The sequence below is a fragment of the Bradyrhizobium sp. HKCCYLRH1034 genome, assembly GCF_051168375.1.
Lineage (GTDB): Bacteria > Pseudomonadota > Alphaproteobacteria > Rhizobiales > Xanthobacteraceae > Bradyrhizobium.
In genome coordinates, this window is record NZ_JBNPUW010000004.1 from 242,534 (window position 1) to 268,905 (window position 26,372).

27 protein-coding genes are annotated in these 26,372 nt (G+C 65.2%); 13 read left to right on the forward strand and 14 right to left on the reverse strand.

Features of this window, described 5'->3' with window-relative positions:
• The first annotated feature begins 201 nt into the window (after positions 1-201).
• Both ACQR0W_RS11355 and ACQR0W_RS11360 read left to right on the forward strand, forming a co-directional pair.
• Positions 202-414 (forward strand): hypothetical protein, encoded by a 213-nt coding sequence (locus tag ACQR0W_RS11355; protein ID WP_315712348.1) that lies wholly within the window; start codon positions 202-204, stop codon positions 412-414.
• 145 nt (positions 415-559) lie between these two features.
• On the forward strand, positions 560-1,021 hold the full coding sequence (locus ACQR0W_RS11360; RefSeq protein ID WP_316164715.1) for a hypothetical protein: 462 nt from the start codon (positions 560-562) through the stop codon (positions 1,019-1,021).
• 352 nt (positions 1,022-1,373) lie between these two features.
• On the opposite strand, the gene ACQR0W_RS11365 is transcribed toward ACQR0W_RS11360, so the two are convergent.
• On the reverse strand, positions 1,374-1,877 hold the full coding sequence (locus ACQR0W_RS11365; protein WP_316164716.1) for a hypothetical protein: 504 nt from the start codon (positions 1,875-1,877) through the stop codon (positions 1,374-1,376).
• A 184-nt stretch (positions 1,878-2,061) separates the two neighbouring features.
• On the opposite strand from ACQR0W_RS11365, the gene ACQR0W_RS11370 reads away from it, so the two are divergent.
• The gene (locus ACQR0W_RS11370) at positions 2,062-2,310 is read left to right on the forward strand and encodes a hypothetical protein (protein WP_316158550.1); all 249 of its coding nucleotides are present in this window, start codon (positions 2,062-2,064) and stop codon (positions 2,308-2,310) included.
• A gap of 836 nt (positions 2,311-3,146) precedes the next feature.
• Here ACQR0W_RS11370 and ACQR0W_RS11375 read toward each other — a convergent pair.
• Positions 3,147-5,123: a hypothetical protein gene (locus ACQR0W_RS11375; protein WP_316170421.1), complete on the reverse strand. Its 1,977-nt coding sequence runs from the start codon at positions 5,121-5,123 to the stop codon at positions 3,147-3,149.
• Positions 5,124-5,363: 240 nt separating this feature from the next.
• On the opposite strand from ACQR0W_RS11375, the gene ACQR0W_RS11380 reads away from it, so the two are divergent.
• Together ACQR0W_RS11380 and ACQR0W_RS11385 are read left to right on the forward strand one after the other, a co-directional pair.
• Positions 5,364-7,676, forward strand: a complete 2,313-nt coding sequence (locus ACQR0W_RS11380; RefSeq protein ID WP_316186919.1) for an NADP-dependent malic enzyme — start codon at positions 5,364-5,366, stop codon at positions 7,674-7,676.
• 148 nt (positions 7,677-7,824) lie between these two features.
• Positions 7,825-8,280, forward strand: a complete 456-nt coding sequence (locus ACQR0W_RS11385) for a DoxX family protein (protein ID WP_315712340.1) — start codon at positions 7,825-7,827, stop codon at positions 8,278-8,280.
• 8 nt (positions 8,281-8,288) lie between these two features.
• Here ACQR0W_RS11385 and ACQR0W_RS11390 read toward each other — a convergent pair whose 3' ends face one another.
• The 4 genes from ACQR0W_RS11390 to ACQR0W_RS11405 all read right to left on the reverse strand — a co-directional run bounded on the left by ACQR0W_RS11390 (position 8,289) and on the right by ACQR0W_RS11405 (position 12,464).
• Positions 8,289-8,849, reverse strand: a complete 561-nt coding sequence (locus tag ACQR0W_RS11390) for a dihydrofolate reductase family protein (RefSeq protein ID WP_315826814.1) — start codon at positions 8,847-8,849, stop codon at positions 8,289-8,291.
• A gap of 19 nt (positions 8,850-8,868) precedes the next feature.
• A complete protein-coding gene (locus tag ACQR0W_RS11395; protein ID WP_315712338.1) occupies positions 8,869-9,831 on the reverse strand; it encodes a polysaccharide deacetylase family protein in 963 nt (320 codons plus the stop codon).
• A gap of 159 nt (positions 9,832-9,990) precedes the next feature.
• Positions 9,991-10,566, reverse strand: a complete 576-nt coding sequence (locus ACQR0W_RS11400) for a glutathione peroxidase (RefSeq protein WP_315712337.1) — start codon at positions 10,564-10,566, stop codon at positions 9,991-9,993.
• A gap of 155 nt (positions 10,567-10,721) precedes the next feature.
• Complete coding sequence (locus ACQR0W_RS11405) at positions 10,722-12,464, reverse strand: L,D-transpeptidase (protein WP_316170422.1); 1,743 nt, start codon at positions 12,462-12,464, stop codon at positions 10,722-10,724.
• 226 nt (positions 12,465-12,690) lie between these two features.
• Between ACQR0W_RS11405 and ACQR0W_RS11410 the strand changes: the two genes are divergently transcribed.
• A complete protein-coding gene (locus tag ACQR0W_RS11410) occupies positions 12,691-13,242 on the forward strand; it encodes a CreA family protein (protein WP_315826939.1) in 552 nt (183 codons plus the stop codon).
• A gap of 576 nt (positions 13,243-13,818) precedes the next feature.
• Positions 13,819-14,181, forward strand: coding sequence for a hypothetical protein (locus tag ACQR0W_RS11415; RefSeq protein ID WP_316170525.1), 363 nt, complete (start codon positions 13,819-13,821; stop codon positions 14,179-14,181).
• 52 nt (positions 14,182-14,233) lie between these two features.
• On the opposite strand, the gene ACQR0W_RS11420 is transcribed toward ACQR0W_RS11415, so the two are convergent.
• The gene (locus ACQR0W_RS11420; protein WP_316170423.1) at positions 14,234-15,007 is read right to left on the reverse strand and encodes a hypothetical protein; all 774 of its coding nucleotides are present in this window, start codon (positions 15,005-15,007) and stop codon (positions 14,234-14,236) included.
• Positions 15,008-15,046: 39 nt separating this feature from the next.
• Positions 15,047-16,768 carry a type I secretion system permease/ATPase gene (locus ACQR0W_RS11425; RefSeq protein WP_315749991.1) on the reverse strand — a complete coding sequence of 574 codons (1,722 nt, stop codon included), beginning with the start codon at positions 16,766-16,768 and terminating at the stop codon, positions 15,047-15,049.
• A 101-nt stretch (positions 16,769-16,869) separates the two neighbouring features.
• On the opposite strand from ACQR0W_RS11425, the gene ACQR0W_RS11430 reads away from it, so the two are divergent.
• Positions 16,870-18,630, forward strand: a complete 1,761-nt coding sequence (locus tag ACQR0W_RS11430; protein ID WP_316186920.1) for a 2Fe-2S iron-sulfur cluster-binding protein — start codon at positions 16,870-16,872, stop codon at positions 18,628-18,630.
• 10 nt (positions 18,631-18,640) lie between these two features.
• Here the strand turns inward: ACQR0W_RS11430 and ACQR0W_RS11435 are convergent, their stop codons facing one another.
• The 3 genes from ACQR0W_RS11435 to ACQR0W_RS11445 all read right to left on the reverse strand — a co-directional run bounded on the left by ACQR0W_RS11435 (position 18,641) and on the right by ACQR0W_RS11445 (position 20,521).
• Positions 18,641-19,987 carry an HlyD family type I secretion periplasmic adaptor subunit gene (locus ACQR0W_RS11435; RefSeq protein ID WP_315712331.1) on the reverse strand — a complete coding sequence of 449 codons (1,347 nt, stop codon included), beginning with the start codon at positions 19,985-19,987 and terminating at the stop codon, positions 18,641-18,643.
• Positions 19,988-20,099: 112 nt separating this feature from the next.
• Positions 20,100-20,369 carry a DUF6719 family protein gene (locus ACQR0W_RS11440; RefSeq protein WP_315712330.1) on the reverse strand — a complete coding sequence of 90 codons (270 nt, stop codon included), beginning with the start codon at positions 20,367-20,369 and terminating at the stop codon, positions 20,100-20,102.
• Complete coding sequence (locus ACQR0W_RS11445) at positions 20,369-20,521, reverse strand: hypothetical protein (protein ID WP_315712328.1); 153 nt, start codon at positions 20,519-20,521, stop codon at positions 20,369-20,371. Before ACQR0W_RS11445 ends, ACQR0W_RS11440 begins: the two co-directional genes overlap by 1 nt.
• Before the next feature lie 146 nt (positions 20,522-20,667).
• Between ACQR0W_RS11445 and ACQR0W_RS11450 the strand changes: the two genes are divergently transcribed.
• The 3 genes from ACQR0W_RS11450 (at position 20,668) to ACQR0W_RS11460 (ending at position 23,257) form a co-directional block, all read left to right on the forward strand.
• The gene (locus ACQR0W_RS11450) at positions 20,668-21,948 is read left to right on the forward strand and encodes an ArgE/DapE family deacylase (protein ID WP_316170426.1); all 1,281 of its coding nucleotides are present in this window, start codon (positions 20,668-20,670) and stop codon (positions 21,946-21,948) included.
• A gap of 125 nt (positions 21,949-22,073) precedes the next feature.
• Positions 22,074-22,472 (forward strand): PaaI family thioesterase, encoded by a 399-nt coding sequence (locus ACQR0W_RS11455; protein WP_315712326.1) that lies wholly within the window; start codon positions 22,074-22,076, stop codon positions 22,470-22,472.
• Between the two features lie 128 nt (positions 22,473-22,600).
• The gene (locus ACQR0W_RS11460) at positions 22,601-23,257 is read left to right on the forward strand and encodes a GNAT family N-acetyltransferase (RefSeq protein WP_409977870.1); all 657 of its coding nucleotides are present in this window, start codon (positions 22,601-22,603) and stop codon (positions 23,255-23,257) included.
• Between the two features lie 97 nt (positions 23,258-23,354).
• On the opposite strand, the gene ACQR0W_RS11465 is transcribed toward ACQR0W_RS11460, so the two are convergent.
• The 3 genes from ACQR0W_RS11465 to ACQR0W_RS11475 form a co-directional block, all read right to left on the reverse strand.
• Positions 23,355-23,660, reverse strand: a complete 306-nt coding sequence (locus tag ACQR0W_RS11465) for a hypothetical protein (RefSeq protein WP_172109527.1) — start codon at positions 23,658-23,660, stop codon at positions 23,355-23,357.
• A 77-nt stretch (positions 23,661-23,737) separates the two neighbouring features.
• Positions 23,738-24,436: a DUF2161 domain-containing phosphodiesterase gene (locus ACQR0W_RS11470; RefSeq protein WP_315826817.1), complete on the reverse strand. Its 699-nt coding sequence runs from the start codon at positions 24,434-24,436 to the stop codon at positions 23,738-23,740.
• A gap of 95 nt (positions 24,437-24,531) precedes the next feature.
• Entirely contained in the window at positions 24,532-25,212 is a 681-nt protein-coding gene (locus ACQR0W_RS11475) for an SDR family oxidoreductase (RefSeq protein ID WP_315749997.1), read from the reverse strand.
• A gap of 71 nt (positions 25,213-25,283) precedes the next feature.
• Here ACQR0W_RS11475 and ACQR0W_RS11480 point away from each other — a divergent pair, with 71 nt between their 5' ends.
• Both ACQR0W_RS11480 and ACQR0W_RS11485 read left to right on the forward strand, forming a co-directional pair.
• Positions 25,284-26,042: an SGNH/GDSL hydrolase family protein gene (locus ACQR0W_RS11480; protein WP_316164721.1), complete on the forward strand. Its 759-nt coding sequence runs from the start codon at positions 25,284-25,286 to the stop codon at positions 26,040-26,042.
• A 91-nt stretch (positions 26,043-26,133) separates the two neighbouring features.
• Positions 26,134-26,352 carry a hypothetical protein gene (locus ACQR0W_RS11485; protein ID WP_012044361.1) on the forward strand — a complete coding sequence of 73 codons (219 nt, stop codon included), beginning with the start codon at positions 26,134-26,136 and terminating at the stop codon, positions 26,350-26,352.
• Positions 26,353-26,372 lie beyond the last annotated feature (20 nt).

Consider the following 26,372-nt stretch of genomic DNA (forward strand, 5'->3'; position numbering starts at 1 on the left):
CGGGGGGGGGGACGCAGCCGAACTTGTCGTCCCCCGTCAACGCCGCAGTGCAAACAACGTCCCCCGGCCGGCTTGTGGGCGGCCGGGCGGCACGGATCCGGCCTCGAGATCATGCCGGAACTGTTCGACGGATGCTTCATTGACTTGCAGGCGCAACAACCGTGAGCGACCGCAATGTCCATGCGAACACAGATTTCGGCGATGGTCTTCATGATGGTTCAGGCCGTGCTGTTCGGTGCGGGAGTTCTGACGATTCTTCTCACGCCGCTCAGCAATCACGCGATGCTCGCAATGCCTGTCATGATTGCCCTGAGCGTGGTGCTGTCAGCCATTGTCTCGTGGCAGATCGCACCGCGGCTCCGTGCGCGATATTGGCGCCGGCGTGGAATCAACCACGACCTGATCTCGGGCTGACGCCAGAGAGCAGCCCGCGGCCGCCCCGGCCCAGCTCGCTTCTGCGTCCGGCTGTCATCTGTGCGGCGCAGCACCAAAACAGGCGATGTCGTTTGAACCAACGCTGACCCGCGCGGTTAGACAGCATTCCCTTGGAGGATGAACCATGCGCGTTCCAGCAGCAGCGACCGTCGTGTTACTATCCTCTTGTCTCCTCTCCGCAGGCGCGTGGGCCCAGCAGGCCGACAGCATGCCGGGAACCAGCCAAACCCAGGCCGTTCCCGTGCAGCCGGAACGCACGCCCCAGCAGTCGGACCAGGCCCGTGAACGCGAGCGCCAGAGGGCCGAAGACACGCGGGTGAACCGCGACTGGACGGCACAACAGCGCGATGACGACCGCATGGGCATGGATCGCATGGACATGGATCGGATGCGCCAGCACCGCATGGGCCGCATGATGGACCAGGACATGGATCATCGCACCACGGGCCGAAACGCGCGAATGCAGCGCGATGATGACGACATGGATCGTCGCGCGCGCAGCTCCGAGGGGGATCGGCCCTACCGGCGCGTCAAGATCTGCTACGAATACGAGAACGGCGACGAGCTCTGCCGCTATCGCGACTAGCCCGGCAAAGGCGGCCGCAACGCATCGGCTTGCGTGTGCCGGCGCCACAAGCGCCGGCGTGCTGCGGCACGTTTGTTTGGAAGTGTAATTTGTGTTGGAAGCGCAACTTCGCGCCAGCTGATCTTGGCGTCATCTCGTGCGCCGCGCCAACAACAGTGCGCCGCCCAGGCTGCACATGACGGCGCCTGATGCCTGCCGCATCCGCGTCACGAGGCTCGGTCGGTGGGCGAGACGATGCCGCGCCTTGGCGGCCCAAAACGTCACGACCAGGTCGACGCTGGTGTTGAGCGTCACCGAAAGGGAAAAGTGAAGACACCCCGCAAGGACGAGGCGGCGCGGGGCAGCATCCGATCTAAATGGGCGGCGTTTTGATGCCAACGCTCTTGAGCTGCAGCGCCTCGGCTCCGAGATAGAAGAACGAATCTGGATCTTTCGTCAAACATCTCCTTGTCTTCGACACCAGCCGCGCGGACCATGTTAGAAAGTCTTCGTCCTTCCTCGCAACCCGCCCGTCTCGGTCGAAGTAGCTGTTCACGACGTAGAAGCGGCCGTCACTGAGATGCTGATCGCCCATGTAGCATCGGCTGAATTCAATCACGGGGGATCGGATCACGTCGACGCTTGAGAAGTTCCCGACGTCATCGAAGGACATCGCGTCGAGATCATCTGCTCGCGCAATGTAGATTGTGAGCGCCTCCTTCCCCATCTGCCGGACGGCGGCTGTTGGCAGAATATCAATCCGGCTGTCATTGCGGCGCCAAGCGAGGTAGACGAATTGACCGGCCGGATCGAGCTTGCTCAGCAGCTCTGCCTGGTCCTTCGGCGTCAGAAAGAAGTTGACTTGGCGGCTGCGCATGGGGCTGGGCGGAACTGTGAAGCGATCGACGGCGGGCCGCGCGAAAACAGAAGGCGCGGGGCCGGCTCGATCTTGAAGATGCCTGGTAAGTCTTGCGAGATCAGGCTCTATCGTCAAGTTTCATTGTCGTTCCGCGGCAAGCCAAGCCCGCGTTCACCGCGGTGACAGCTTTGAGGAAGACCAAGTGAGTCTATCAAGCATTCGGGCCGTTCCTGACAGGTACCTGCCGCCTGGAACGGCGGTCAGCTACGATGGTCAGCAGGACGGCGGCCCCGAATATGGGGTGGTCGTTCATTGCTGGCTGGAGCCGGAGATCGGCGGCTACGACTGCTATGTCGCCTTCTTCGGACACGAGCAGCCCATCGGGAAACCTGCAGGCAAACCCTACCTGCTGCGATACGCGGCGACATCGCTCAAGGTCATGCCGTCGTAGTCCGTCGCACATCTGCCCGACGGGCAATTGCTGCAACCCCATCATACGCTAATTGCCCGTCGTGTTAGTTTGCCGCAGCATCGGGGCTTGCACCGTCGGGCAAATCACCTTCACATTTCCGGCCATCCCGCCTCGATGAAGAGGGACGGTTCGCGGTCGTCACGAGACGTGAGGCGGGGAGGCGGTGGCCGCAGTCTGTCGCAACGCGTGTGAGCGCGCGGACGAACGGCGGGTTGCGGGCGGTCAAGTCGCGTGGTCCTGACACCCCGATGCTGGTGTCAAGCTCGCGCCGATGCCTTCCGGCATTGCGCGAATGACGGGGGCAAACAAGCCGGTCCCCGAGGAGAGCGCGAAGCAGCCGAAAAGCCCATCGCGCAGGGAATGCCGGATGATCGGCAGCACCTGTGGTACCTGCCGCCTGCATTTTTTTCGCAGGCGGGCCATGGGTTGCGGCCAGCACCCGGCATTCCCTGCGCCCTCTTCGGATGAGAGGGCCGAACGACCGGACAAACTCGGGCGATCGCGCCGCGGGCTTGAGGACGCGCGTCTTGGGGTGAACGGGACTTGCCGTGTTCATGGATGGCGTAGCGCGAGTCCCATTGCGCAGCATCGGCGGTTACGAGCACGCTCCCTCCGCGAGTCATTCCGGGGCGCGCACAGCGCGAGCCCGGAATCCATAACCACGACCGTGCGAGAAGGATCGAGATGCCTGCTCCGTCGACTCCTTCGCGAATCATTGTCGGGAGTATGGATTCCGGGCTCGCGCTGTGCGCGCCCCGGAATGACGGAGGAGAGGAGTGCGGACTCCTCTCTCTCTCCCTAGATCAGGAAAGACATCACGGCGCGGTCTGCGCCTCGATCTTGAATTGCGCCAGCGCGCTCGGCGGGTCGATCGCGATGAGCTGGGCGAGCTGCAGGGCCGGGACCTTGGCGCGCGGCGAGAGCTTCAGCGTAAGGGTCTGGCGTGGCTTCTCGATGAAGCGGCTGATTGCATCGACCGCACCGGCGACATCGATGTTGTCGGCCGCGACCTGGGCGCCGATCGCCTTGATGCTGTCGACCAGCGCCTTGCGCGCGGCATCCCGCGCGATCGCATGACCGCGCGCGTAGTTGGCGACGAGCAGGTCGACCGCGCCGAGATCGCGCAGGGTCAATTCCAGCCCGGAAGCCTCGATCTGTGCGGCTGCGGTTGTCGCCTGCTGCAGATCGATGGTGAAGACGTCGCGCGGCACCTGCGACAGCGAGACGCTGGCGGAGGCCGCGATGAGGTTGCTGACCTCGAGCTTGAAGGGCTGGAGCGCGAACGCGCCGGAGCTCTCGGTCCAGCCGAGGCCGAGATCGGCATCGAACGCGGCGGTGTCGATGCCGGCGATGAGGAGCGGCAGCAAGGCCGGATTGGACGCATCCAGCGGACCGGCCATCTTGGCCACCAGGTGCGCCTGGGTCGGGATGGGACCGACGAACTGGCCCCAGTCGAGGCTGAAATTGTCGATCTGGACCGGCTTGGTGCTCGCCTTGTAGGAGGTCGTCAGCCCCTTCAGCTCGATGCCGCCGATCAGCTTGAACAGCGCCATGGCTTCGGCCGCACCGGGCTTGGCCCCGGGGACGGCGAATTTGGCGGTGTGGCGCAGCAGGCCGCCCATGTCGAAGCGCTTGACCGCGAAGCGGCCGAGCTTGACCGGCCCGTTCGGGGTCCGTCCGTCGAAGCCCTCGAACGCGACGTCGCCCTTGCCGTCGTCGAGGTCGAACCGCGTCAGCGCGACCTTGACCGGGCCGTCGGGCGTCTCGACCGCCAGGCCTTTGACCTCGACGTTCTTGAACAGGACGCCATCATAGATGCTGGCGACCTTGTCGATGAGGTCGGGCGTCATGGCGCTTGTTCGCGGCGAGGTCGGCGTCAGGGCGGCGACCAGCGCCGGAAGCTGGATGCGCGACGGCCGCACGCCGAACTCGTCCATCGTCAGGCTGTCGATGTGGATGCGCATGCCGAGATCGGACGTGATCTCGTAGAGCCCCATCCCGGCGGAGCCGCTCAGGCGAATGGCACGATCGTCCTTGGTGGACTCGGCCGCGAACAGGCCGGCGATGGCGTTGACGTCGATGTCCTTGGTCACGATGTCGAGCATGCGGCCGCGCACCGTCTCGACCTTGCCGTTCGGCGGTTGCGCCGCCGTGCTGAAGGTGACCTCCTGGATCTTGTAGTTACCGATGCGTCCGCCCTTGATGTCGTCGACCACCAGCCCGGAATAGCCGAACTCGGTCGGCCCGACCGAGGGGCCGCCTTCCATCGTGCCGGTGACCCGCGGCACCGTGGCCGAGGTGGCGCTGATGGTGGCGAGCTGTTGGGCAAGCGCGCGGGTGGTCTCGAGTGCACCCGCACCGGCCGGGATCGCGGCGAGCCGCGCGGGGCCGGCGTAATCCTTCACCACCAGTTGCGGCAGCTTGTAGTTCAGACGGAGCGGCGAGGGGCCGGGGATCTGGCCGGCCATGGCGATGTCGCTGATCTCGATGCTGGCGGCCGTGACATGCTCGGAATCATGCTGGCTCAGCCCGGTCGCGGTGATGGTGCCGAACGTGACGCTGGCCGGCGGCTGCGCGGCCGACTCGAGCTTGACATCGGCGATTGTCAACTTGCGGCTCCACAGGTCGAACGCGACCTTGCCATGGGTTGCCGTGGCGCCGCTCTGTCGGATCTGGGCAAAGCTTGCCTCGACCTCGCGCTCGGCGCGGCCCTGGGCGTACCAGGGCACGCCGACGAAGCCGGCGACGGCCAGCGCGACGGCCGTGACAATTCCGATCAGGATACGGGTCATTTGATGTGCTCCGCCCAAGGCTTAGGCAGCAAGTGGTGATGGTCTCAATGAAATCGATGGAGTAGGGATGTGCTTCTGCGAACTGGGGAATCGCTGGCCCGGGATGCCGGCGAGCATGGTTTCGGATGTTGCATGAAAGCCGCCCAACGTGCATCACATGCGCTTCCACCGGCCGGAAAAACCGACGTCTGACCGAGACTCAAGAGACCAAAAATCCGGGTCGGAAACGCTGGAGCACGTATGTCGTCGTCCTATTCTGAAGATCTTCGTTCCGCAGCCCTGGCCTATCACCGCCTGCCGCGGCCCGGCAAGCTGGAGATCCAGGCCACCAAGCCGCTCGCCAACCAGCGCGACCTGGCGCTGGCCTATTCTCCCGGCGTTGCCGCTGCGTGCACCGAGATCGCCGGCAACCCGGCCGAGGCCGCCTCACTGACCGCGCGGGCCAACCTGGTGGCCGTCGTCTCCAACGGGACCGCCGTGCTCGGGCTCGGCAATATTGGCCCGCTGGCCTCCAAGCCGGTGATGGAGGGCAAGGCGGTCCTGTTCAAGAAATTCGCCGGGATCGACGTGTTCGACATCGAGATTGCGGCCGACACGATCGACCGGGTGGTCGAGACGGTCGCGGCGCTGGAGCCGACCTTCGGCGGCATCAACCTCGAGGACATCAAGGGACCGGAATGCTTCGAGATCGAGGCGCGGCTCAAGGAGCGCATGAAGATCCCGGTCTTCCATGACGACCAGCACGGCACCGCGATCATCGTCGGCGCTGCGATCAAGAATGCGCTGTCCCTGGCGGGCAAGCAGCTCTCCGAGGTCAAGATCGTGACCTCCGGCGCGGGCGCCGCTGCCATCGCCTGCCTCAACCTGCTGGTGTCGATGGGCGCGCAGCGCAAGAACATCTGGGTCTGCGACATCGACGGTGTCGTCCATGAGGGCCGCAACACGCTGATGGATCCCTGGAAGGCGGTCTATGCGCAGAAGACCGACAAGCGGACCCTGGCCGAGGTGATCGGCGGCGCGGACATCTTCCTCGGGCTGTCCGCCGGCGGCGTGCTGAAGCCGGAGCTGCTCAAGCAGATGGCCGAGAAGCCGCTGATCATGGCGCTCGCCAATCCCAACCCCGAGATCATGCCGGAGGAGGCGCGCGCGGCACGGCCGGACGCGATGATCTGCACGGGGCGTTCGGACTTCCCGAACCAAGTCAACAACGTGCTCTGCTTCCCGTTCATCTTCCGCGGCGCGCTCGACGTCGGCGCCACCGCGATCAACGAGGCGATGAAGCAGGCCGCGGTCGATGCGATCGCGCAGCTCGCCCAGGACCCGCCGTCGGACGCGGTGTCCCGCGGCTCCGATACCGGCGAGACCCAGGGCTTTGGTCCGGGCTCGTTGATCCCCTCGCCATTCGATCCGCGCCTGATCCTGCGCATTGCGCCGGCGGTGGCGAGGGCGGCGATGGAGTCCGGCGTCGCCACGCGGCCGATCACCAATTTCGACGAGTACACTGCGCTGCTGGAGCGTTTCGCGTTCCGCTCCGGCCTGGTGATGAAGCCGGTGTTCGCCAAGGCAAAGACGCAGCCGGTCCGCGTGATCTATGCCGAGGGCGAGGACGAGCGCGTGTTGCGCGCCACCCAGGTAGTACTGGAGGAGAAGCTGGCGAGGCCGATCCTGGTCGGCCGTCCTTCCGTGGTCGAGGCCCGCATCAAGCGCTTCGGCCTGTCGATCAAGGCCGGGCGTGATTTCGACCTGATCAACCCCGAGGACGATCCGCGCTACCGCTCCTATGTGCAGAGCTATATCGAGGTCGCGGGACGGCGCGGCGTGACGCCGGATGCGGCGCGCACGGTGGTGCGCACGAATGCCACCGTGATTGCGGCGCTCGCTGTCGTCAGGGGCGAGGCGGATGCGATGATCTGCGGCGTCGAGGGACGCTATATGAGCCATCTGCGCCACGTCCGTGAGATCATCGGATTCATGCCGGGGGTCAGCGACTACGCGGCGCTGGCGCTCACCATCACCAGCAAGGGCGCCTATTTCATCGGCGACACCCAGGTGCGGCCGGATCCCACGGCCGAGGAACTCGCAGAGATGGCCTCGCTGGCGGCCAACCACGTCACGCGTTTCAACATCAAGCCGAAGATCGCCTTCGTCTCGCACTCGGATTTCGGCGGCTACGACACGGATTCGTCGCGCAAGATGCGGCAGGCGACGGCATTGCTGAAGCAGCATCGTCCCGACCTCGAGGCCGACGGCGAGATGCAGGGCGACACCGCGCTGTCGGCGACCGCGCGCAAGGCGATTTTGCCGCATTCGGATCTCGAAGGCTCGGCCAACGTCCTGATCATGCCGAATCTCGACGCCGCCAACGTCGCCTATCAGATGATCAAGGTGCTGGCGGATGCGGTGCCGGTGGGGCCGATCCTGATCGGTCCGGCGCGGCCGGCGCATATCCTGACGCCGTCGGTGACGGCGCGCGGCATTCTCAACATGACAGCGGTGGCCGCGGTCGAAGCCCAGGAACGGGCGGGGAGGGCGCAGCCGACGCTGTTCGCGTGACGCTGCTGGCGTGATCGAAGTGTGGCGGAATTCGTCCGGTTTCGGTCGTATTCCGCCCGCCTTTATTGTTGAAAAGCGTTCGCGACGTCACATATCCGGCCCGGTGGGCCGGCGACACAACGTTTGAAGTTGATCCGTGAGGGCGAGAATGCCGGGTTTCATTACATTCGGGCGCGTTCTGTTCGCCGTGATCTTCATCTACACGGGCGCGACCAAGCTGTTCGGCATTCCCGCCACCGCCGATCTCATCGCCGCCAAGGTCACGATTCCCACGATGCTCGCGCCCTATGCGGCGCAGCTCGAGGCCGCTGCCAAGATGCCGATGCCGCAGATCCTGGCGATCGCGGCCGGCGCGTTCGAGGTGCTCGCCGGCGTGATGATCGCGCTCAACCTTCTCGGACGTTTCTTCGCGGCTCTGATGATCGTGTTCGTCGGCGCGACCATCTTCTACTTCCATGACTTCTGGAACCAGGCCCCGCCCGACAACGCCAAGACCCTGATCGACGCGCTGAAGAACCTGTCGATCATCGGCGCGCTGTTCATGATCTTCGGCTATGGCAAGGGTCCGAAAGCGCCCGAGCAGAGCGCGTATGGAGACATCTAGAGGGAGCTCTAAGCGGTGCGTTTCCAGGCGGTCACGCTGACGTCGTGGGCAGGATCGAGCATCAGCTGATTGGCGGGCGTGTAGCCGTGGGCCGTCAGCACCTGCTGCGGCGAACGGTCGGGACCGACGCCGGGAAAGCACGGTGCGCCGCCGGGCAGGGAGACGTGGGGGGCCATTGACAGGAAGAAGGTGTCGTAGCGGTCCATGAACATCTCGAACACGACGGGACCGCCGATCACCGCCACCGTGCCAGAGCTGACGCCCGCGGCTTCACAGGCGGCTTCGAAGGAGGTCCCCGCCGGATTCCAAAGGGTGGAGAGCGGCTTTTCCGGATCCGGCGCCAGTCCCGCCACCTTCCCGGTCACGACGATGCGCCGGCGCTTCGGCGAGTTCGGCTGGTCCTCATAGGAGTTGCGGCCGTGGACGATCAGATCGGCGCCATCGAGAGCCTGGGAAAAGAATGCGGCGTCGCCGGGAAATTTCAGGGCGGGCGGCATCGCATTGCTCGCGTCGGCCAACATCCCGTCGGCCGACACGATCACGTAACCTTCGATACGAAGCTTGGTCACTGACGAAAGGAATCCCGTCTCATTCGGACACTGTCGTCACAACGCTCGACACCGGCCTTTGGCTCACCGTCGGAAGCTTCGCGACCTTGGCGAGCTGCTCGTCATATTGCGGCAGCGACTGCACCGGCGCCTTGGCGCGCATCGCGACCACCTTGTAGCCGCCGGCCTTCAGGCGGCGCAGCATCTCGGGCAGGGCCTCGGCGGTATGCTTGTGGAAGTCGTGCATCAGGATGATGCCCTTGCCGAGCTTGTCGAGCTTCTTGAAGGTGACGTCGATCACCGCCTGGGCATTGCGCGCCTTGAAGTCGAACGAGTCGAGATCGCAGGAGAAGATGCCGATGTTGCGGGTGCCGAGATAGGTCACGATCTCCGGCGGATGCTGCAATGCCGGGAAGCGGAAGAACGGCGCCGGGGAATTGCCGCCGAGCGCCCACTTCACGGCGCTGATGCCGAGTTCGATCTCTTCCTTGCGCTGATCCTCGGTCAGCTTCTTGTTGGTCAGCGTCGCATGCGACCAGGTGTGCGTGCCGACCGTATGGCCGGCATTGTAGACCTGCTTCAGGATCTCCGGATAATAGGTCGCATGCTTGCCGATGATGAAGAAGATGCCGGTGGTGCACTGGTCGGCAAGCGCCTTGAGCACGCTGGGCGTGTTCTCCGGCCACGGACCGTCATCGAAGGTCAGCACGACCTCGTGATCCTTCAGGAAGTCGAGGTCCTTGAAGTGCTCGAAGCCGAATCCCGGACCTCCGGTCGTATCGATCTCGACGGTGCGGCCGACGCCGAGCGCATCGGGGTTCATGCAGGGCGCGCGCGGCGGCTGCGTCTGGGCGGCGACGGCGGGAACAGGGGCCGGTGCGGGAGCAGCAGCGGCCGGGGTCGGCGCCGCCGCCGTGCGCTGCGCCTGGGACCAGGCCGCGCCAGACGTCAACAGCGAAGCCGCCAAAGAGCTTGCGAACACCAATCCTGCTGCAATCCGCATCGTGTTTCCTCGGGGTTGTTGCAACGGGAGCGCCAGCGTCGAGAGTCGCTCCGTCATCCGGCCGGGATACTAGCCCAGCAGCCGGAGTGGCGCCAAAAGGAAACAAGGCAAAAACACGGGGAAGTTGCCAGCTTCCGCCGCATTCCTGCCGAGTGTTGCTCAGCCGTTCGCCAGCAACCGGGCAACTGCGGTCTTGACCCGCGTATCCGTCGGCTCAACCGAGGAGGCGAACACGTCGGCGATGTAGCCGTCACGACCGATCAGATATTTGTGAAAGTTCCAGCGCGGCGTCTCCTTGGGCCGCGCCTCGGCAGCCCAGCGGTAGAATGGGTGGGCGTTGGAACCGGTGACCACCGCTTTTGCGGTCATGGGGAAGGTCACGCCATAGTCTTTGTTGGCCTGCTCGGCGATGTCGCCGGCGATCCCAGGCTCCTGGTTGAAGTCGTTGGACGGCACGGCGATGATCGTCAGCCCGCGCTCATGGAACTCGCTCCACAGCTTCTGGAGCCCGGTGTATTGCGGGGTGTAGCCACACTGGGAGGCCGTGTTGACGACCAGCACCGGTTTGCCCGCAAAATCGGCGAGCCGAATCGGCTCACCGGCCAGCGCCGGGAAGGAGAAGCGATAGGCGGTCATCTTGCTCGCTGCATTGTCGGCACGAGCAGCCTGCGACGTGAGCGTCGCACCCGACAACGAGGCGCCAATGCCGAGAACAACCATCCTGCGATCGATCATGTGAATCTCCCTGAGCAGAGCCAGCCCCGTCAGCATGAATGTGCCCGCGCTCGACCGGCCGCTGCTTCAACGGCCGCCACGTTGCGCTGGATCAGACTGCGTTCCGGCACGGGGATACCCCTGCCGTGGGGCGGAAAGAGGGACGTCGTCGGTCGTCAGCGCAGCGAAAGGATGAACTCGGTGCCCTCGCCGGTTTCGCCCTGATTGATGCCTTGATCGGACACGATCAGCGAACTTCCGGTCGACAGGGCTTCGCCGAGCCACGCCATGACATCGGCGGGAATGGTGATGCGATCGAGCGCCTCGGCCGCGCTGCTCAGCTGAACGACCTGTTTCGGCTCGGCATCGGCGCCCGCGGACTTCTTACCCCGCCGGACCGCCCTGGCAGTGCCATCGTTCGCCGCGGTGCTCCGCGCCGAGGAGGGCAGCGAGACGACGGACCAGCGCATCGTCGCCGGATCGGCCTTGTCAGCCGTCGCGGTGAACACGTGGGTGCCGAGCGGCTTGTCGCCCGGTGCGATGGTGACCGGGGTGTTGAACACCGGAGCGAAGTTCTGCCGCACGTACAGCTTCGAATCCTTGCGGCTGATGAAGATCGCGATCTGGCTGTTGCGCTTCAATTCGGGCTTGGGCGCAATCGGCTTGTCCGGTGCGGCAACACGCGACTGATCCTTGGCGAGATCGTTGGGATCGACCGGCTTCGCCGGTGCCTCTGCCGCCGGTGTGGGCGGCGACGCAGGCTGCTCCGCGATCGGGGCGTCGGCAGGCTTGGACTCTACCGACTTGGATTCAGCAGGCTTGAGTTCGGTCGAACCGGTGGCTTCGGCATTCGCCGATGCCTCAGCCGGCTTCTCGAGAGCCGGAGCGGCCACCTGCGCAACATTCGTGGGCTCGCTCGCCGGAGCCACGTCGCCGGGGGCAGACCTTGCCTCTGCGTCGGCGGTCGCGGGCTCAATCTTGATCTCGGCGACACTGGGCTTCAGATCGGCAGTATCGCTTTGAACCTCCATCGGGAGCGAGCGCGATGGTTCGGCGCTTGGGGAAGCGTCCGAGACCATCGGAGGGAGTCCGTTGGCGTTGCTGGCATCGGCGGTCCGCACCTGGCGCGACGCGGCGGGCGATCCTTCGCCGGAGCGCGGGCTCTCGGCATGACCGATCGTGGCGCGCAGATCCGTCGTCGCGACTGTGATCGCGGTGGTGACGGCGGCGCCCTTGTCCGACTTGATCGCTGCCGGCGCAGTCGCGTCGGGTTGCACCGATGCGCTCGGCTGCGGTGCCTTCAGGGCAGCGAGCATCGGATGCGAGAAACTCGCAGGAGCCACTTCGCTCGGCGTGACCAAGACCCGGGATCCCATGCGCGTCCAGCCATAGAAGCGGGTTGCAAAGCTTGCCGGCATGCGGATGCAGCCATGCGAGGCTGGGTAACCGGGCAGCACGCCCGCATGGAGCGCGACGCCCGACCAGGTGATGCGCTGCATGAACGGCATCGGGGCGCCGCTATAGATGTTGGAGCGATGGAATTTCTGCTTCTGAATGACGCTGAACACGCCCAACGGCGTGGAATGTCCCTTCATGCCGGTCGAGACCGGCGCTTCCGCGAACAGACCGTTTGCGTCGTAGACCTTGAGCTGCTGCTTGTTGATCGACACCGCGATCGTGACCGGTCCTTGCGGCTTGGCAGCCTCCTTCTCGGTCTTTGTCAGCTTGTCGAGGTGGCGCGCCTTGGGCTTGCGCGGCACTGCCGGGCGTATGGTCGGAGCAATGGTGACGGGCTGAGCGTCGTTCCAGTAGTAATATGACGCTGCGTCAGCCTGTGAGGTCGCTGCTATGGCAAGCGGAACTGAAACGATTGCTGCACAATAGAACCGCCCCCTGGCGGCTGCACGAACGCAGAGCATTCCGGCAAATCCTCAAGAACCATCTGGTCTTTAGTGTCGCAGACGGAGTCTGCGTTCACCAGCTTGGGGCTTCTGCCCTGCGTGATTTCGTTCCAATCGTAGCAGAAAAGCCTCACATCCCGTTAAACGGGTAGTGGAAGGTCAGGGGCTGGAGCGCCTTCCTTGCAGGCATTTGTGTCCCTACATGGGCGGTATGCCGAGCATCGGCGGTATAACGGAGACCGACATGTCGTTCAGAGCCACCAAACGGTTTGATCTGTGGCTGAAAACCCTCGCTTGCCTGCTGCTTATCGGATTGTCCTCGCCTGTGATCTCAGCATACGCCGCGGACGAGCCGGATCTGATCTTCCGTCGGTCGACCGTGTTCAAATTGCTCAGCCCGAATGACAAGCTCGCGACCTATGGCGTTGATGATCCAGAGGTCGAGGGCGTTGCCTGCCACTTCACGGTGCCGCAGAAGGGCGGCTATGTCGGTTGGCTGGGCCTGGCCGAGGAGGTCTCCGACATCTCGCTCGCATGCCGGCAGATCGGCCCGATCAGGTTCAAGCGCAAGCTCGAACAGGCCGACGACATGTTCCGGCAGCGGCGGTCGCTGTTCTTCAAGAAGATGCAGATCGTTCGTGGCTGCGACGCCAAGCGCAACGTGCTGGTCTACATGGTTTACTCGGACAGGCTGATCGAGGGCTCACCGAAGAACTCGACCTCCTCCGTCCCGATCATGCCTTGGGGCAAATCCGATGACGGCGCAGTCCAGAAGTGCGGTGATTTCATTCAATAAGGGACCTGCCAAGGGACGATCGGCTGCCGAAAGCCTCGCTGGGCAATTTGTGCTTGGCAGGATCGTGGCAGCCGATCAGCCGGACCAGGCTCTGTGGCGTCGAGCCGGCATAGCCCTCGGTTCGCTGCTGCGCCATCGGCGTAGCCGGCGAGCCGCGGCGAGATACCTTCGGTTTGGGTGTGTGCAAGCGCCTGCCCATGGTGACCCTGCGGAGCAACGTCGGCCCCCAAACGCGCCGCGCTGCTGGGTCGCCGTAGCGATCTGGGAGGTTCTCCCTGCCGGCCACGGTTAACGCCAGGTCGTTAAGAAGCTCTCCATCGACAGATTGACGGTCGCCCCGGATCGCGCTGGCTCGGCCAAAGCAGGTGGCGCTTTAGATCACTCTCGTTTTGATTGTATTTTGTGTCGTCGGGTGGGTTGCGATGAAACGGAGCGGCGGGCCCATGAAACCATTTTGTGCCCGTGCCGCAGGCCGCTTGAAACGTGAAGCGGGTATGAAAGCGTGAGCGGCATGCGAATCGTGTCGTCGCGGCCTGCGTGGATGACATGACGAAAAACAAACACCAGCGGTCCACCATGCGTTTTCGACTGGATGCTGCGGCGCTTGCCGTGCTGCCGTGCCTCTTCTGGTCCTTCGTCGAGGCGCGGACGACGACCCGATTGCCAGATCTGCGCGGCGAGTTCGTACGGCAGTGTGCGCCTCATATGCTCGACCGGTGGACGCATCCTGAAGCTGTCTGCTCTTGCCTGCATGACCATGCGGCCGCGATGGTGGAGGATGCCGACTTGCGTGAGGCGCTGCTGCGCGGGATCAGTGAGACCGGCGTGCCGACCATCGAGACCGATTGGGTGCCCGCACCGAAGCGAGCGGAGATCGGGCCCACGTTCACCAAGATCGCGAAGCCCGCGCTGCAGTGCATGTTCGATCCGGCCAACTGATCGGCTGTCTGAACCGATGTCGATCAGCGTCCATCGTCCGCGGTGCTCGTCGTCAATCCAGGCCATATTGCGACATCAATGACTGCACGTCCGGCCGGCGCATGATGCGCGAGATCCGGGTACTGATGGCATCCTCGTCGCTGTGTCTCGACGATCTCGCAGTAGGCTTGGGCGCAGGGCGGGCCGCTGCCGCGCTTGCACGGGTTGGCTGATGTCCCGCAGGAGCGGGCTTTTCGGCGGACGACGAGGCGGCCGGTTGCGTCCCCGTGGTCTGGGTGGCCGCCGCGGCCGGCAGGCCGGACTGGGGCGGCGCGGCAACGGGAGCGGTCGCGGGGACGAGGGCCGGTGAAGCACCGGCCGTGACGGGCGGCGTCGCGGCCGGTGCCATCGGGCGTGTTTCGGTGGTGGCGGCCACGGGCGGTGTCGCGAGCATTGGATTCGACGTCTTGGCAGCTTCAGCAACGGGGGCGGCGGCCGTGAGCGAGTTGGTACGCGTCTGCGACGAAGCTGCCTCAGGCGCCGGGACGGGCGCAGCCAGTGCGGTGAGCGCCGGGGCTGGCGGCGAGATCGGCGCCGGCGGCTCGATCACCGGAAGCGGGGCGGCGATGGCCGTATTGCCTGCGGAGGCGGCCTCGCTGGTGATCTTTTCGCTGCGGTCCAGCTCGGGCTTCCTGATATCGCTGGGGACATTGAGGGCTTGAGTTTGCGCGTGGGCCAGCATCTGCCGCGCGGTCATCGGCGTCTCCGCCGAAGCCGAGATCGGCAACAGGACGGCGGTCGCGAAGGCCAGCTGCAGGGTCCTCGTAGACGATGTGAACTTGATCATGGCCGGCTCCTTGCGGTGTGAGATCTGCACTGGGTTCGTTCAGGCCGCGGCGCTGGCCGTCGCCCGGTCGTGGGCGACGACGACACGCTGGCCGCGCATCTTGGCGATGACCTCGTCGCGTGGGCCGAATGCCAGCGTCTTGCCGAAGGCCATCACCATGATGCGGTCAACATGCGCCAGAAGCTGCGGGCGGTGCGTGACGACGATCACGGTTCGGCCGGCGGCCTTCGCCTGGGCCATGGCCTGCGCCAGCGCCCGCTCGCCGTCCTCGTCGAGGTTCGAGTTCGGCTCGTCGAGGATCAGGAGCCGCGGATTGCCGTAGAGCGCGCGGGCGAGGCCGACGCGCTGTCGCATGCCGCCGGACAATGCCACGCCGCCTTCACCAATCGGCGTGTCGTAGCCGTTGGGCAGGCGCAGGATCACCTCATGCGCGCCGGCGGCCTTGGCGGCAGCGACAACGGCGGCCTCGTCGACCTTCGCAAGCCGGGCGATGTTGTCGGCGACGGTCCCCGAGAACAGTTCGATGTCCTGCGGCAGGTAGCCGATATGCTTGCCGAGCCGGTTTGGGTCCCATTGGCTGTAGGCGGCGCCGTCGATGCGGATCACGCCTTCGCGCAGCGGCCAGACGCCGGCCATGGCGCGCGCCATGCTCGACTTGCCGCTGGCGGAGGCGCCGACGATCGCGAGACTCTCGCCGGCCTTGAGTGAAAAGCTGACGCCCTTGACCGAGGGGCGGCCGGCCGCCGGCGGCCACACCACGGCGTTCTCGACGTCGATGTCGCCGCGCGGCGTCGGCAGCGCGGTCGGGGCGGCCGTGACCGGCAAGGCCTGGAACAGCTCCTCCAGCCTGCGGTAGGCCGAGCGGAATGCGATGATGCGCTTCCACTGCCCGACGACCTGCTCGACCGGGGCCAGCGCGCGGCCCATGATGATCGACGTCGCCATCATCGCGCCGGGCGAGATCTGCTGCTCGATCGCGAGCCAGGCGCCGATGCACAGCAGCGAGGTCTGCACCGCCATGCGCGCGAACTTGGTGACGGAATGCATCGCCGCGCCCCGCTCGACGAGGGTGCTGTGGGCATCGACCATCGCCGACTGCCGGCAGCTCCAGCGGTCCATGACGATGTCGCCCATGCCGAGGCCGCGCACGACCTCGCCATTGCGCAGCGCCGCCGCGACGAAGCGCGAGGCCTCGTTGGCCAGCGCGTTGGTGCGCTCGACGCTGGCGCGCGTGTAGAATTCGGTGAGCAGCGCCAGCGAGAACAGCACGATCGCGCCGAGCAGCGAGAGGATGCCGAGATAGGCATGCTGCAGAAAGCACAGCGCGACGAACACCGGCGTCCACGGCAGATCGCAGGCGATGGCGGCGGTGCCGCTGGAGATGCAGTCGCGGATGGTCTCGGCGTCACGGATGATCTGCTGGCCGAAGCGATGCCGCGGCGACAGCTCCGCCTTCATCATCGTCTCGAACAGCGGGTGGCGCAGCGTGCCTTCGAACTGCACGCCGGCCCGGGCCAAAACGCCGGAACGGGCGAATTCGAGGACGCCATACAACACCAGGAAGACACCCACGATGAGCGTCAGCATGACCAGCGTGCCGAGATTGCGGCTGGTGAGGACGCGGTCGTAGACCTGCATGGAATAGAGCGGCGAGGCGAGCATGCTCGCATTGATGAAGAGGCTGAGCACGAAGGTCGCGGTGAGCGCGGGAAAGCAGGCGCGGAGCGCGGTTCCCAGCGGGCTTCGGGTGGTGCTCGTCATGTCGGATCCCCTTGCGATGGTGCTGGGAGCTTCGCCTGGGGCACCCGTCGTCGACCGTGACTGACCTCACATAGCTCGAGGCTGATCTGCCGGCGCTTGAGTTGGCCGGTGGCAGCCGCTACCGGATGGTTCAGCCGTGCTCAGATTTCGCAGCTTGCCTGAATCACAGTGAGCTCATGCCTGCCGTAACGTCCCAGAACATCCGGCTCATGTCCGGCCTCGTCCTGTTTGCGTTCGCCGCGACGCATTTTCTCAACCATGCGGTGGGTCTGTTCAGCCTCGAGGCGATGGACGAGGTGCAGGAATGGCGACTGGTCGTCACCCGATCGTGGCCGGGAATGATCGTGCTGTCGGCGGCATTGCTCGCGCATGTCGTGCTGGCGTTCGCCAAGACGGTTCAGCGCGGCACGTGGCGGCTGTCCTCGTGGGAGTTTGTTCAGATCGCCACCGGATTTGCGATCCCGCTGCTGTTGCTGCCGCATGTCATCGAGACCCACATGGCTCATGCGCTGTTCGGCGTTCAGGATGGCTACCTCTATGCGCTGGCGTTGCTGTGGCCCAAGGCGGCCTGGATTCAGACCGCGCTGCTGCTGCTGGTCTGGATCCACGGCTGCGTCGGCCTGCATCATTGGCTGAAATTCCGGAGCTGGTACCGCCTCGTCCAGCCGCTGCTGGTTGTTCTCGCCGTCGCGGTGCCGATGGCGGCGCTGATGGGTTTCGTGGTGTCCGGACGCGCCGTCGCCACGTTTCTCGGCAATCCCGGCATGGCCGAGCAGATGCGCCAGGTCACCCATTGGCCGAGCAAACTCGACGGGAAGTGGATCGCCCTGCTGCAGGTTTCGGCGCAGATCGCGGTCGTCGCGCTGCTCGTTGCAGGCGTGACGATCATCGTGTTCCGTCACGTCGCGTCCCTCGCGGCGCCGAAGATCGCCATTGCTTTCACGGGTGGTGCGACGGTGCGGGCCGCGGTCGGTCCGACGCTGCTGGAGATCATCGGCAGCAATGATCTTTCGCAGCGATCCGACTGCGGCGGCCGTGCCCGCTGCGGTCTTTGTCGCGTCCGCGTTGATGAAGGTGCGGAGACGCTGGCACCGCCCGGCCACGCGGAGCGCGTCATGCTCGCCGACTTGGCGGCACCGGCGAATGTGCGCCTGGCCTGCCAGATCCGTCCGGCGGCGCCGCTGACGATCACGCGTCTCCTCGGCGGCGATCAAGCGGAGAGGGCGCCCCTCGTCGACCACCTTCCCGCCGAGCGCCGTGCGGTATGCCTGGTCCACGTCCGCGTCCGTCCGCTTGCGGCCATTGCGCGCGACCGGCTGCCATCCGACCTCGGGTTCATGATGAACGAGATCTTCGGCGCCATTGGCAGGGCGATCGAAGCCCATTCCGGGCGCATCGATCGTTTCCTCGGCAATGGCGTGCTCGCCGTCTTCGGCGAGGAGCAGGGAGCAGAACAAGGCTGCCGCGATGCGCTGCAGGCGATCGGCGCCATGGACGTGGTCATGGACCGCGTCAACGAAAAGATCGCCGCGGAGATCGGTCGGCCCGTCGAGCTGGCGATTGGTGCTCACCTTGGCGACATCGTCGTCGGGCAACTGACCCTTGGACGCACGTCGCAGGTGGCTGTGCTCGGGCTCGGGACGGAGTGGTCGGCGCTTCTAGCTGAATTGGCCGACACCAGAGGTTGGCAGCTCGCGATGTCCGGGGGCGTGGCGGCAGCAGCCGGCCTTGCTGATCTTGATGGAGCGATACGTGAGAGGCTTGCCGATCCGGAACAGGGCAGCGAGCTGGACGCCATCGGCGTGCGGCGTGCCCGCGATCTTGCTGTCGTCGCGGGCGCGCCACCGGTGCCGTCGGCATAGGTGTCTCGGCTCATTTCTCACGGAACGTCTTGGCGAGCGTGTTGAGCAGCGGGCCGACCAGATATTCGAGCACGGTGCGCTCTCCCGTGGAGATGATGACGTCGGCCTGCATGCCCGGCAGGATCTTCTCGGCGATCTCGGGCGGGATGGTCGAATAGTCGATCACGACGCGCGCCGAATAGTAGCTCTGCTTGGTCGCCTCGTCCGACATCGCGTCCGCCGAGACGCTCGAGACCTTGCCGAAGATCGTCGGCGTCGTGCGCGAGGAGAAATTGGAGAAGCGCACCTCGGCCCTCTGGCCGATGGCGACGCTCTCGATGTCGCGCGGCGAGACGTGCGCCATCACGTCGACGCCTTCGCCGACCGGAACGATCTCGGCGAGCGTATCACCGGGCTTCACGACGGCGCCGACGGTGTGGACTTTCATGTTCATGACGATGCCGTCGCGCTCGGCGCGGATGTCGACCCGGCGCAGCACGTCCTCGGCGATGACCAGCTTCTCGCGCAGGTCCGACAGCTTGGCCCGGGTACCGTCGAGCTGCTGGCCGACTTCGGTCAGATATTTCTGCAGCGTCTGGTCGATCTGCAGGCGCGTCTGCGCGGCCGTCTGCGTCAGCCGCGCGACGTCGGCCTGCGCCTGGCCGAGATCGCCTTCGACGCGGGCGCGCTCGCGTTCCAGCTCGAGGAACTTGTTGCGCGGATAATAGCCTGCGGCGACCGCCGGGCGCACATTGTTCATCTGCGTCTCGAAGCTCGCGAGCTGCGCGGAGAGCGCGGCGCGCTGGCGGTCACGGCCGGCGAACTCCTGCTGCTGCTGGGCGATCTGCGAGTTGAGGATGTTGATCTGGCTGATCAGGCCATTGCGGCGCTCGACGAACAGCCGCTGCTGGTCGGCGATGGCAAGCGCCGCCTCCGGCACGTTCTGGCGGTTGAGCAACGTGTCGGGAAACGTGATCATCCGCGCATTGCCGCGCTCGGCGAGCAGGCGCGCCTCCTCGGCCAGCGACGCGTCCATCTGCTTGCGAAGGAGGTCGGTGTTGGCCTGGGCCTCGGTCGGCTGCAGCCGAAACAGCAGGTCGCCGCGATGCACGGCGTGAGTTTCCTTGGCCAGGATCTCCCTGATGATTCCGCCCTCACGGTGCTGAACCACCTTGTGATCGCCGGAGACGGACACGGTGCCCGGTGCGATCGCCGCGCGATCGAGGGGGGCGTAGGCGGCCCATACGCCGAAGCCGCCGAACACCAGCGCAATCGACAGATAGCCGAGCAGGGCGTAGCGGCTGAAATCGGCCTTGACCGGCTGCGGCCGGTCGGCCGCTTCGAAGAAGCCGTGATCCTGCACCGCTGACATCGACATGCTGCGTCCCCGCTTGTCCACGGGCAGGAGCATCGTCGATGCGCGGCTGTGGGACTGTGCGGAAGGTCACGCGCCGGAGGTCGGCGGCGAGAGCCGCATCGAACGAGGTCAGCTACTTCTTCTTCGGCCCGAAGCGCGGCACGCATTTCGTGGTGCGGACAATACCGGTTTCAGCCATCTTGGAGCCGGAGACCTCCTTCACCTGGCCGGCGGGGCAGGTGCCGTCATCGACCAGCACGCGCTGGCCGAGCCGGAGATCGGTGATGTCCTGCTCGCGCCCGACATATTGCGCCTGCGCGGGTGCGGCAACCAAAAGCAGGACACCGAGGACGCCGAGAGGGCGCGCTGCGACATTCGCGAACGAGGAGATTTGAGAACGCATCACTTTCCTTCGATCTTCAGTCCGTTTGGCCCGATATTGATCTGGACACCCTCCGGCTGCTTCTTGGCCTGATAGAAATTGTAGCCGAGCACGATGATCGCCGCGCTGAGAATGCCGAGGAGGAAATAAAGGATATTGCGGTGATCCGACATGTTAAATTCCAAAGTATGTTGCGGTCATTTTCGTATGCGCGAATGTACGGGCGGCCTTGCGATTCTGAAAGCAGCGGCGAATCCGGTGCAACTCTGCATGAGATTGTGATTTGCTGCAGTCATCGGCAATTGGAACCTCGACAGGCATGATCACCCAGGACATTACGCAGCGCATCGTCGACGCCGTCGATGCCGACTTCGACCGGCAGCTCGCGACCACGAGCGACTTCGTCGCCATTCCCTCGACCCGCGGCGCCGAAGGGCCGTGCCAGGACATGTTTGGCGATCTCCTGCGCGCGCGCGGCTACGAGGTCGACGACTGGCACATCGATCTCGACGATCTCAAGGAGATGCGCGGCTACGGCCCGATCGAGCACGACTTCTCGAGAGCACGCAGCGTGGTCGGAACCTACCGGCCGGCGACGTCGGCCGGGCGATCGCTGATCCTGCAGGGCCATTGCGACGTGGTGCCGGCCGGTCCGCTCGACATGTGGGAGACGCCGCCGTTCTCGCCGGTGATCCGCGACGGTCGGATGTATGGCCGCGGCGCCTGCGACATGAAGTCCGGTACCATCGGCGCGCTCTATGCGCTCGATGCCATCAAGGCGGCCGGCTTCAAGCCCACGGCGCGCATTCACATCCAATCCGTCATCGAGGAGGAGAGCACCGGCGTCGGCGCCCTGTCGACCCTGCAGCGCGGCTACCGCGCGGATGCCTGCTTCATCCCGGAGCCGACCAGCGGCAAGATGGTGCGTTCTCAGGTGGGCGTGATCTGGTTCCGCCTGAAGGTGCGCGGCTTCCCGGCGCATGTGTTCGAAGCCGGCGTCGGCGCCAATGCGATTCAGGCGAGCTATCATCTGATCCATGCGCTGGAGAAGCTCGAAGCCGACTGGAACGAGCGGGCCAAGAGCGATCGTCATTTCAGGACGCTCACGCATCCGATCAACTTCAATCCTGGCATCATCAAAGGCGGCGACTGGGCCTCGAGCGTGCCGGCCTGGTGCGACGTCGATTGCCGCATCGCCATCCTGCCGGGCTGGTCGGTCAAGGACTGCCAGAACGAGATCCTCGCCTGCGTCGCCGCGGCTTCGCGTGATCATCGTTTTCTCTCCAACAATCCGCCGGTCGTCGAGTGGTCGGGCTTCCTGTCCGAAGGCTACGAGTTGACCAATTCGGCCGAGCCGGAGGCGGCGTTCGGCAAGGCCTTCACCGCCGTCTACGGCGGCGAGGTCCAGGATCTCGTCTTCACGGCGCTCACGGATACCCGCTTCTACGGGCTCAACTACAACATCCCCAGCCTCTGCTTCGGCGCGACCGGCGCCGCCATGCACGGCTTCAACGAATATGTCGAGCTCGACTCGCTGCGCCAGGTGACCAAGACCATGGCGCTGTTCATCGCGGAGTGGTGCGGGATCGAGAAGGTCTGAGCGGCGGCACGATCGGACCGAAGCAATGACCTCTCAGGTCATTGCTTCGGGTTCGAAGCCCGGCGCATCCAGATGCGGCGCTGACCCGCGAAGACGGGTCGTCCGATCAACGGGGGAGGGAAGGCATGACGCCACTCGACAAGATCAATGCGATGAAGATGCCGTTCGCGGAATTGAAGGGTGTGACCTTCACCGAGGCCAGCGCCGATCGCGTCGTGGCGCAAATGCAGGTGCGGCCGGATCTCTGCACTCTGCATCACACCATCCATGGCGGCGCCGTCATGGCGCTGGCGGATTCGGTCGGCGCGGCCGCAACCGTGATCAACCTGCCGCAGGACGCCAAGGGCACCACGACGATCGAGAGCAAGACCAACTTCATCGGCGGCGCCAAGGAGGGGACGGTGGTGACGGCAACCGCCACGCCCGTGCATCGCGGCCGCCGCACCCAGGTGTGGCAAACCCGGATCGAGACCGACGACGGCAGGCTGGTCGCACTCGTGACCCAGACTCAGCTCGTGCTGTGATGATTCGTACACAAACGAATCGTTAACTCACGCGATCCTTGCATGGCCGCATGTTCTCTCCGTAGAGCGCGGGGCTTGCAATGAATGTTGCGATGCACAATATAGCTTCTGTCTAGGGAAAGACGTCTGTGTGCGAGGGCTCTCGAGAGGAGTCTCAGGCAGTGTCACAGGTAGATACTTTTCGTCCCCGGCCGGGCTTCGGCTATGTGCGGACCCTCAGCCAGCACGAAGAACTGCCGTTGCTGCGCGATCATCTGTTGCGGCTCGATGCGGAAAGCCGGCACGATCGATTCAACGGCTTCCTCGATGACAGTTTCATCGAACGCTATGCGGCCCGCTGTGCGGCCGATGGCACGATCGTCGTCGCCTACATGGAAAATGGCATGGTGCGCGGCGCCGCCGAGCTGCATCCGCCGGAGCAGTCCGAGGACGGGCTTCCGGAGATTGCGTTCAGCGTGGAGGCTTGCGTGCGTCGCCGCGGGGTCGGCAGCCTGCTGTTCCAGCGCGTGATCTCGGAGGCGCGGTGGAAGGGCTATCGCAAGCTCCGCGTCACGACGGGATCGCAGAACCATGCGATGCGGGCGCTGGCGGCCAAGTTCGGTGCGCATCTGGCGTTCCGTCACGGCGAATCGACCGGCACGATCGATCTGACCGAGCAGCCCCAGGATGAGCTGGCGAAGCTCGTGATCGATGCGCCGATCGCGGCAGCGCGGGCGTTCTTCACCCTCAATCGCGCCTGCTGGAAGCTCGTGACCCGGATGTACGGCGACAAGCGCGCCGCCTGAGCCGAGCCGTTGCTGCGACGATAAAGGCGCGACAGCGATCACCGCTGCCGCGCCTTTTCGTTTGATTGCATTGCCGATGCGCCCCGGAGGGCGGCGTTCAGGTGCCGGTGCGCTTGTCGAAATTGAAGCGGCGCACGGTGCGGCGCTCGACCACGACGGCACGCTGCTGCGTGCCCTGGTCGGCCGTGATGACGCGCGTGTTGGTGCGCGCGGCAACGCGGACTGCCTTCTTCACCTCGGGGAGCACCTGCTCGAGCGGCAGACCCATCAGCGCCGACGCGATCTCGGCCTGAGCCTGCACGTCGTCGGTGATGCCTGACGCAGCGAAGATCGCTTCTTCCAGTGTCGGGGGATCACGCCTGACGCGACGCGGACCGTACTTGGTGTTCCAATCTTCGCTCATGGGGGCCTCGTGAATCGTCCGGGATACCTAGAAGCAGAATTGTTGCATTGCAATATATATTCCGCGGGGCAGCCCAGCTATGCGTTCACCATGTCGCGATTGGGCAACGCTGCCTGCGTCATGTGGATATCCTGGGGCCAGCGGCGCAAGGCCGCGAGCCCGGCTTTCGTGAGGACGTAGACGCCGCGCTCGGCGCGGTCGAACCAACCATAGACGTTACGCTGCAAGATCTTCGGCGCATCCGGAATGTCCGTTCGGAGGTCGCGGACGCGTTTCGGCCCGCCCGACAGCGCCGAGGCGCAGGCCAGCGCCTGCTGCCGATAGGCCGTCATGATGGGAGCACGGGTCGAGCCGCCAGCGACGGGGTCGCCCTTGCGCCGCTGATGCTCGATCACGAGACGCGAACGTTTCTTGGGGTTCTTGCGCGGCGCCGTAGTGGGCGGCTGCACCAGCACTTCGATGTCTCCGGCTGAGGTCACGGCCAGCATGCCGAAGCCGAGCCGGCGGCACAGATTGCGGTAGCGGGAGTCGCTTTCGCGGCCCTTGCCGCGTGCCGACAGGTTCGCCGCAACCCACACCTCGTCACAGGCACCGGCCCGATCGACTGCCTGCAGCAGCAGTTCCAGGTTGAAGACCTGCTTCAGCTCGCAGACGACGACCACCGGCGGGTCGTCGCCCTTGAGCGCCACCACGTCGCAACCGCCGATTTCCCCTTTGACCGAGAAGCCGAGGTTTTCGAGGAAGCGTTTGACGGGAAGGTAGAGCGCGGTTTCCAAGGGGCCGTCCGATGTGTGCGACTCAGAGCGCGCGCGAGTCTAGCCCGCCGAGTCCGGTGATGTCAGCGCCAAGTCGGGGTGAACGGCTGGCTTCGCTACACCCGGCCGACAACCGGTAGCAGCGCGCCGGTCACGCCGCTCGCGGCGTCGCTGGCTAGAAACAGAATGACCTCCGCGAGTTCCTGCGGCGTCACCCATTTGTCGAAATCGGCCTTGGGCATGCTGGCGCGGTTGGCCGGCGTATCGATCGTCGACGGCAGGACGGCGTTGACGGTGATCTTGCCCTTCCATTCGGCCGCGAGTGCTTCCGTCAGGCGATGCACTCCCGACTTGGACGCCGCATACGGGCCCATGCCGGCACTGGCCTGGAGCGCGCCCATGGCGCCGATGTTGACGATGCGGCCCGTGCTGGAGCGGACGAGATGCGGAATCGCCGCGCGCGATGCGTGCAGCGCGGTCATCAGGTTTCGCGCATGCATCGTCTCCCAGACGGAATCGTCGCCGTCGGCGGTCGTCTCGAACGCGAACGCGCCGGCGATGTTGATCAGCGCATCCAGAGTGCCGAAGTGGGCGGCGACGGAGTCGATCGCGACCTTTGCCTGCTCGGGGTCGGAGAGATCGACGCCTCCGAGCTCGATGCGGTCGTCACTCGCCGGGATTTCGGCCTGGGCATGATCGATCCCGGCCACATGCGCGCCCCGTGCGAGCGCGAGATCGGCCACGCTGCGTCCGAGCGCCCCTTGCGCACCCGTAATGACAATCACTGCTCCGTTCATTCCGTCCCTGGTCTCCGTTGACGCGCCCCACAGCGCCGCTCGTTATACTATGGCCCTGCCGATGAGTTGCAATGGCCGGGCGGCCGGGGCATGCAATTGCAATCAGAAAGCGTGGTTCGTCAGAGGTGACCATGACCGCGACAGGCTCTCTCGAATTTCCCGACGTTTCCACCGGTTTTCCTCGTCCGATCAGACGGTTCAGGCAGAGTCTGGATGCGCAGCGCAAGACCCGGATCGTGGCGCTTGGCTCATCTTCCACCGCCGGCACCAACGGAATTGTCGCTTTTCCGGCCCGGATCGAGCAGTCGCTGCGCAAGACCAATTTCGGCTGCCTGATCGACGTCCTCAATCGGGGTGTGGGCGGACAGGAATCCCCGGAGGAGCTCTCGCGTTTCGAATGCGACGTGATTGCGGAGCAGCCCTCGCTCGTCATCTGGCAGGTCGGCACCAACGCCGCCTACAGGCCCGAGGTCTACAGTCCCGATGACGTCGAGGCGGCGCTGCGCGTCGGCCTTCGATGGCTGGCGGGGCTGGCCATCGATGCCATCGTGATGGACCTGCAATATACGGCTGCCATCGTGACGGTGCCCAGCAGGCTGGCGCGTGCCGAGGACATTCAGCGTCGCATCGAGAAGGTCACGTCTGCGGCCGACGTCAATGTCTTCAGGCGCTGGAATCTGATGAAGAGCTGGCATGAGGCCGGCCAGATTCCGTTGTCGGCGCTCGACGACGGGCACGGCGACCGCTTGCATGTGAGCGAAGCCGCCACTGCGAAGATCAGCGACGTTTTGGCCAGCGCCATCATGGCGGCACCGGTCGCGCTGGCCTGATCGATAAAATTAGCCGGACTTTCGTAAGTGGATTGCCAGCGCGGCCCGCTAGCCTGTCGCTATGCCGCTTGAGGGGCGTTGGAGCTTTGACATGATGAGACATCTGCCGGACCATGGTTTGCCGCTGGTGCAACTGAAGGAGCAGCGGCGGGATCTGGTGGTCGCCTTGCAGAACCGTGCAGGTCCGGTGACCGGCTGGGAATTGATGCAGATCGCGGCGGTTCAACAGGCGATTTCCGCATTCGAGGAGGTGATTGCCGATCTCGACGCGATGGAAGCCGCCGAGACAGCCGATATCGAAGCGGCCTGATCGCTCAAGCGTATTCGGGC